The 7,327-nt window shown below is 31.5% G+C and carries 5 protein-coding genes; 2 read left to right on the top strand and 3 right to left on the bottom strand.

The genetic code is table 11. The annotated features are described in order from the left end of the window. Window positions 1-557: 557 nt before the first annotated feature. The 3 genes from N4A35_00945 to N4A35_00935 all read right to left on the bottom strand — a co-directional run bounded on the left by N4A35_00945 (window position 558) and on the right by N4A35_00935 (window position 5,302). Window positions 558-800, bottom strand: coding sequence for a hypothetical protein (locus tag N4A35_00945; protein ID MCT4579955.1), 243 nt, complete (start codon window positions 798-800; stop codon window positions 558-560). A gap of 373 nt (window positions 801-1,173) precedes the next feature. After that, the gene (locus tag N4A35_00940; GenBank protein ID MCT4579954.1) at window positions 1,174-4,332 is read right to left on the bottom strand and encodes an AsmA-like C-terminal region-containing protein; all 3,159 of its coding nucleotides are present in this window, start codon (window positions 4,330-4,332) and stop codon (window positions 1,174-1,176) included. An 88-nt stretch (window positions 4,333-4,420) separates the two neighbouring features. Beyond that, the gene (locus N4A35_00935; GenBank protein ID MCT4579953.1) at window positions 4,421-5,302 is read right to left on the bottom strand and encodes a CPBP family intramembrane metalloprotease; all 882 of its coding nucleotides are present in this window, start codon (window positions 5,300-5,302) and stop codon (window positions 4,421-4,423) included. 35 nt (window positions 5,303-5,337) lie between these two features. Here N4A35_00935 and dusB point away from each other — a divergent pair, with 35 nt between their 5' ends. After that, entirely contained in the window at window positions 5,338-6,303 is a 966-nt protein-coding gene (gene dusB, locus N4A35_00930) for a tRNA dihydrouridine synthase DusB (protein MCT4579952.1), read from the top strand. Window positions 6,304-6,418: 115 nt separating this feature from the next. Beyond that, window positions 6,419-6,967 carry a cob(I)yrinic acid a,c-diamide adenosyltransferase gene (locus tag N4A35_00925; GenBank protein MCT4579951.1) on the top strand — a complete coding sequence of 183 codons (549 nt, stop codon included), beginning with the start codon at window positions 6,419-6,421 and terminating at the stop codon, window positions 6,965-6,967. Window positions 6,968-7,327: the final 360 nt, after the last annotated feature.

Genomic DNA, 7,327 nt, shown 5'->3' with positions numbered 1-7,327 from the left:
GGATCAAACTCTCCATTGTAATTATAAAGTTTAATCTGTTTAATCTCAAAGAATTTTTCAATTTGCTTATACTTAATATATAAGTATTGCTGTTTGCTAGTCTTAATTTTTATTTTAGTTTCTAAAATGCTTTCTAAAAACTATACTTCAATAAGTCAAAGAACTTCTATTTTTAAATTTTCTTCCGCTTTGTCAAAACCGTTGTTTTTAAAAGCGAGTGCAAAGATAAATGAAATATTTAAACCTGCAAGAAAAACTTTAAATTTTATTTTTTAATCTCGCCCTGTTAATAAAACCGTTGTTTTGTAGAGCGGGTGCAAAGATACACAACATTTTCTTTTCAGCAAGAAATAAAACAAACTTTTTTTATTTTTATCCTCACACTAAACACTAAAACACTGTCTAAAAGAAAGTTACAAACTAAAGTTTTTTTACCTTTTTTTTATATCTCCTAAAACTCCTCCCCTTATACTCACAAAAAGCTCCAAAAAATTATTTTACTTTTTTGGTGCTTTTATTTTAAATAACGGGTAATAACCTGCTTTTTATTTTAATAATCAATACAATATTAACTCTCCTTTTTTGACTTTAAAAGAATAAGTACGCCCACTATCTACTTCTTTCTTATAATATGTTCCAGGTTTCCACAACTCAATTAACTTAAAATACTCAACTAGCTCCTTTTCAAAAGCTGGGTTTCTCTTTTTAAAGAATTGTGCACTTACACTTAACAACTCTCCTTTACAATTGGTAATAATAGAAACAAAACCTTTCCCCTTAAATTTGGGGTTATTATCCAAATATTTTATTGATTGATTTAAATCTGTTTCGATTTGGCTTTTCGTTCGACCGGGATCTGTCTGAACTTGCCCTTACTGATAAGACATCAGACTATAAATATTTTCATTATCACATACACCCTCTATAGGCTCTTTTAAATGAATTTTTGCTACTAACTGAGAGAAACTGGTTAAATTCAACAATAACAAAAGCAATAAAAGCAATCCATTTTTCATAATAAACAATATTAATAGTGTGTGGAGGAAGACATATAGTGTAATGCGTATGGCGAAAGTTGGCAAATATACACCTTCTCCATCAACAGCTCTACAATGATTTAATACACAATTAGCTTACCCCCAACCGATGGTCATTGTGTTTCAAAAACATCAGTTACGACTTTTTACGTCTACCCAGCGTCACTTTATAGTCCTCCATGTTTCCTTTTATCTTTAAACTGACAAAAGCTTGTTTTTTATTCTTATCTATATACTCTACCTTATCTTCTTGAGATGGATCGACTTCTTCTTTCTTTTTTCCAAAGAGTTTTTTATACCCTGTAGATGCCACTAGCTTTAACGGAACACTAATTAAATAATCCATATTAAAATCCATATCTTGAGTTCCAGAAACTTCCATATAACCTAACGAAGAGTTAATAGTCATCTTTGGAATAGTTATCGTTCCTTTATTATAATCAATATGATTTTGTAAGGTATCGAAATTAACTTTGTAAACATTCTTATCTACAAAATACTCTTTTAAATCCACTATAGGCGCATAATTAATTAGACTCCCATCCAAAATAGAAACATCCATATGTACTTCTGAATCATCTAAAATTGGAACCATATCGGCATGCATATGAACCTTCCCTGCTATTCTTGAAGTAATGGTTCCATGTAAGTTTTCCGATATTAAATGGTCTTGACCAAAGTTTTCAAACTTGAACAACAGTTGATCTAAGTCTACGTTTTTCAATTTTAAATTAGGACTGAAATAAATCTTATCTTTATTTGACCCATTAAAATATCCTGACAACAGCACATCACCTCCTGCTGCTCGCATACGCATTGTATCGACATAAATATAATGTTGTGGTGTTGTTCTTAATCGAGCATGCAAATCTTTTAACAAATAACGATGATAATTTAAATGATCAATATCGATATCAAAAGTCATATCTGAAAAAGGAACGGTATAGATATTAAAGACCTCTTCATGTTCGGAGGGGCTCTGAGCTAAATCACTTGGCGACTTATTATAATTAAATAATTCATCGAAATCTAAACGTGGCGCTCTAATTCCAAAATGATTATCCCGCTTTCGAATAGCATCATCATCTCCAAAATAATAATTCATATCCACATCAAACTTGGACCTCCCAACTTCTCCTTTTAATTGTTCTACAACTAAATGCTCATCTTCTATATGTACTCTCCCATTAAAATTTTCGAATTTCATTGGATGCACTTTCATTTTAGCATCAACTTGAGTTAATTGGACATCAGTTGAACGCAAACCTTTATTAAAATGTAAATCTGCTGAACCGTGCAATTTTAAATCACTAAAAACTTCATGACGATAATCCTCTGGAACATAATTTTCTCCTTTGTAAGAAAACAAATCTTCTAACTGAAGCTGATTTGAAGTTAAATCAAACTCTATTTTGGTATCTCCTCTAGGATCTGTTTCTAACCATCGTTCATAATCCAATAATTTTCCTGAAAAATGAAAATCAGATTGATCTATCATTCCCGAAAAATCTATAATTCTAAAATTTGAATCTTCTACAAATAAATCTCCATGAAAATCATGAAAAGTATGTGGGTAATGCTCCAATGTTACATATAAGTCTTCAACAAAAAATTCTCCTACTGGCAAATTAGGAGACTCTGTAAAACTTCTTGCACTTGAAACAAATTTTAACTTTAAACTTAAATTATCTATTTTTTCATCTATACCTGTTGAATCTTTTGTTTTAGTTAACTCTTGAATATCTAATAATTTGGACACTATTGCTAAATCAGCTGTTACATGATCGTTAGTATGATGCAAAATAGCTGGCAAATCTGAAACATGTCCGTTTATTGCTAAATCAGAATTCCCTACTTGTGCATTGAAATACTCTATTTCTGCTTGATGCCCTTCTACAGTTATCCTTGTATTTAAATTCTCTAACGGCAAATGATAAGATGAAGTTTTAAATGTCAAATCTTTAACTAAAATCTCAGAATAATAAGCTTCATTTAATCGCTCAATTGAACGTTCTGGTCTTGTTAAATCAACTATATCATGAAATTTCATATGCATTTGGATGTCTCCTTGTAAATCTTCAAAACTTGTAGCATTAATAAATGAAGTCAAAAACTCTAGATTAAAATCTGAATCTAACGTCATGTTAATTTCTGGAGAATCAAAATTCTTTACATATAAATTAGTTGCAAATGTTCCTGCTTCTGGTTTTGCTGTAAAATCAGTTAAACTAAACTCCATATTTTCCAATCCTTTTAGTCCATTATTAGTAAACGAACCAGAGAAATTTAACTCATCTACTTTCTTATGCGTAACACTATTTTCGAAGTGAGCATTTTTACAATTAAAAACGGCATCTACTATTGGTGTATTTCCAACTGTTGATTTTCCAGCAATTTTTACATCAAAATCAATATCTCCTGCATTTTCAAATGTCTTTAACGTTGGGTATAACTCTTCTGGGGCCAAAGCCATAAACAACTCAAAATTCTTTTTTGTTCCATACAAAGACAAATCAATATAAAAATCATCTAATATATCGACAAAACCTTCTCCATTAAATGTAGCATGTTCGAGTTCAAGAACAGAGGGGTTAATCATAATTTGTTGCGCTTCTTTTAAGTACTCAATTTCACTGTTAATATTTAAATGTTTATGCTTAAAAAATGTTGTATCTCCATCTTTTATTATATTCATTTCCAATTGTGCGTCAACACTTGTTAAAACTTTTGCTGTATCTGATTTAAAAGATATTTTAGCCTCATCAGTATAAGATTCTACCATTAAATTATTGGCCTCATTTAATTTATAGATATCGACATCAAACAATTTAATTGCTTTTAAATGAATATGAAAGTCTTCTTGTATTTCCTCTACTGGTTTAGTTGAAGTTAGGGCTTTAGTAATATTTAACTCTCCATCTTTATGTTGTATCGCATGAATATACCCATCTTTCAACTCTACAACTTTGATATCGTATTCTCCAGACAACAGTGTCCATAAGTCAAACCCAACATAAACATCTTTTAAATCTACGACAGGTTCTTCATGATCCTCTTTGGTTTCATAAACTTTTACATGATCTAAATCTATAGATATATATGGAAAATTCTCAAAGGGACTGATATGAGAATCTTCCACTTCTATTTCGCCTACAAAATCTTCATTTAATGTTGTAACAAGTTCTTGAACCACTTTATCTTGCTTCCAATAGGCGATTAAGACTACAGAAAAAAACAAAAGAACAGGAAGAAGTATTACGATAAGTATTAATCTTTTCCAGAATTTTCGGGTCATGAAGTGTTGTGTTAGTGTTAATGTTGCCAAAAATAAATTATTCCACTTTGATAGCGAAGTTTTTAGCTAACAAATTCTCTTTATAACACTACTTCTTTTGTATCAGCAACAATCCACCAATAGTAAACACAAGACCTGTGATTAAAATAAAAATATTACCACTAGACTCGGTCATTAAATCCTGCTGGTTACGCACGGCATAAAATGCTATTGACAGTGCTAAAAAATTATTAAAAAAGTGAAGCAAAATCGTCGAAAAAATGTTCTTTGAATAATAATAAACATAACCATAAACTATTCCCAAAACAAAGCGTGGTATGAAATCCATAAATTGAAAATGAATAAATGCAAAAACGAATGCCACAAATATTACTGTAGCATGTTTTTTATCACTCACCCGGATCAACAAAGGTTGCAAGACTCCTCTAAAAGTTAGCTCCTCTCCTATTGCTGGCACTAAAGCTATTAAAAAGGTGTTGACTAGAAAACTCCTCCATGTCCCTCCAATAAAAGCTTGAATTGTTTCATCTCTTTCTGCTTGACTTATGGCTATATCATTGGCTAATTTTTGAGAGAATACATTAAAATCAATTTGTTCATTCAAATACAAACTCCATTCACTTAATAGAGAAACACCTATCAACAAGATCGGGATAATCCACCAATAACGACTCCCCAATTGTTTAGGTATAAAAAAATCTAAAAATGAGGTTTTAGCTATGTACAACAGTAAAAAAGAAGGAACTATAAACATTCCTAAATGTGAAAACAATGTGATTAACTTAACTGCCCTAATGTTTTCGATTACAGCATAATCTCTTAAAGCGATTTCATTTAACTGAATATCAAACAGAAAACTGGCTAGACTAGCCCCTAAAAACGAAAATAAAATCGCTGAAATAAATGTTACCCCGATAAATAAAAGTAACAATTGAATTGGACTAAACGAATTAAAAGTAGTGTTATTCACAGATATAGTTTATTTTTGGCAAAAAAATAATTGTTTTGGCAAAGATAGGAAATATAGAGATAGGAGATTTTCCTTTACTATTGGCTCCAATGGAAGATGTAAGTGATCCTCCTTTTAGAGCTTTATGTAAAAAATATGGTGCAGATGTTATGTATACGGAGTTCATTTCTTCTGAAGGATTGATTCGAGATGCAGCAAAGAGTGTTCAAAAGCTTGACATTTTTGAATATGAACGTCCAATTGGTATACAGATTTTTGGAAACAATATTGAATCCATGAAACAATCTGCCGAAATTTGTGAAAGAGCCAATCCTGACATTATCGACATCAACTATGGATGTCCTGTAAAAAAAGTTGCTGGCAAAGGTGCTGGTGCAGGAATTCTTAGAGACATTCCTAAGATGGTTTCGATGACTGAAGAGATCGTAAAATCAACAAACCTCCCTGTTACTGTTAAAACTCGACTAGGATGGGATGACGACTCCAAATATATTGTTGAAGTTGCTGAACGTTTACAAGATGTTGGTATTCAAGCGCTTTCTATCCATGGCAGAACACGTTCTCAGATGTACAAAGGTGAAGCTGATTGGACTTTGATTGGTGAAGTTAAAAACAACCAACGGATGCACATTCCTATTTTCGGAAATGGAGATATTGACTCTCCTCAAAAAGCTGTTGAATACAAGAACAAATATGGTGTTGATGGTGTTATGATTGGCCGAGCAGCTATTGGAGCTCCATGGTTCTTTAATCAAGTAAAACACTATATTCAACATGGAACTGAAATGCCTCCTATTAGTTTAGCAGAAAAAGTACAAGTCGTAAAAGAACATTTGGATTTCTCTGTAAAATGGAAAGGTGAACGAACTGGAATTGTTGAAATGAGAAGACATTATGCCAACTATTTTAAAGGAATCGAAAACTTCAAGCCAACGCGTATGAAGCTGGTAACTTTAGATACTAAGGAAGAACTTTTAGAAGTATTAAATAATATTCGGTAGTTACAGCATACATCATCGACTTAAGTACCAAACATTTTTTTACTCTGTTTTGTACTTTGTTCCTCATCTAATTAAATGTACCTTCAAGGTTTAAATCATTATAGTCAATAAAAAAATGAAAGTATATACGAAAACTGGTGACAAAGGCGAAACGTCATTATTTGGCGGAAAACGTGTCTTAAAATCTAACGTAAGAATTGATGCTTACGGTACTAGTGACGAGCTTAATTCATGGATTGGATTAATTAGAGGACAAAAAATAGAGAAGTACCACATTAAAACATTAATCGAAATTCAGGATCGTATTTTTACACTGGGGGCTCAACTAGCTGCAGATCCTGATAAACCCAAATTAAAACTTCCTAAAATTGAAACTCCTGACATTGAATATCTAGAAACCGCTATCGATAAAATGGATCAAAGCTTACCAGCTATGACTAATTTCACCTTACCAGGTGGAAACGATGTTGTTTCCTATTGCCATATAGCAAGGACTGTTTGTAGAAGATGTGAACGTTTAATTATTGAACTAACACAATCTGCTCATGTTGATGAATTGGTTATTCAATACGTGAATCGTTTGTCTGATTACCTTTTTGTTTTATCGAGAAAGTTAACTCAAGAGCTTGATGCAAAAGAGGAGTATTGGATTCCTAGGAAATAAATTAATAAGGAAATAAGAATTTATTGGATACTAAACATCTATAGTTCATATCGGTTTATGTATGAAAACTTATTCTTTTGTCTTGAAACAAAAGAAACAAAAATTCAAGACTTAATCTGATTTATCTAAATCTATTAAACCTCTTCGCTAAAGAGCTAAAAACTCGTTTCACTCAAACACTACGCTCTTTTTTACGCTCATTGATTTTTAGATTTTACGAAAAAACAGCTTAGGTCAATACTTCCAAACAGGCATTCATTTTAAATGGAGCTTCCTAGGAAATAAATTAATGAGGAAATAAGAATTTATAGGATACTAAACATCTATAGTTCATATCGGTTTATGTATGAAAACTTATTC

This window comes from Flavobacteriales bacterium (assembly GCA_025210295.1).
Classification (GTDB): domain Bacteria; phylum Bacteroidota; class Bacteroidia; order Flavobacteriales_D; family Parvicellaceae; genus S010-51.
This window is presented reverse-complemented; position numbering and strand designations above follow the sequence as displayed.

Coding starts and splice junctions, on each gene's coding strand:
- N4A35_00925 (MCT4579951.1), top strand. CDS start 6,419: ATGAAAGTATATACGAAAACTGGTGACAAAGGCGAAACGTCATTATTT.
- N4A35_00940 (MCT4579954.1), bottom strand. CDS start 4,332: ATGACCCGAAAATTCTGGAAAAGATTAATACTTATCGTAATACTTCTT.